The 279-nt window shown below is 60.9% G+C and carries 1 pseudogene; it reads left to right on the top strand.

Annotation, left to right across the window (positions count from 1 at the left end):
- Nucleotides 1-279: pseudogene (locus EN852_RS40550) on the top strand (type II secretion system protein GspD); the annotation flags it as partial.

The following is a 279-nucleotide window of genomic DNA, read 5'->3' as shown; positions in this document are numbered from 1 at the left end:
GTCGAGAACAATGCGCTGCTGATCCAGACGACGGCGCGCGACTATGAGCGCATCCAGCAGATCCTGGCCAAGGTCGATGTGCTGCCGACTCAGGTCATGCTGGAAGCGGTGACCGCCGAAGTGACGCTCGACGATGACCTGAAATACGGCCTGCGCTGGTTCTTCGAAAATGGCGGCACCAAGGTGTCGGTGTCCGACCTTGCCAAGGGCGCCGCCTCGGCCTTCATGGGAGGTTTCAGCTGGAGCTATGCGACCGACAACATCCAGGTGACGCTCAAC

Source organism: Mesorhizobium sp. M2E.F.Ca.ET.209.01.1.1 (assembly GCF_004010375.2).
GTDB lineage: Bacteria > Pseudomonadota > Alphaproteobacteria > Rhizobiales > Rhizobiaceae > Mesorhizobium.
Note: the sequence above shows the minus strand (reverse complement) of the source record. Positions and strands in the feature narration are given on the sequence as shown.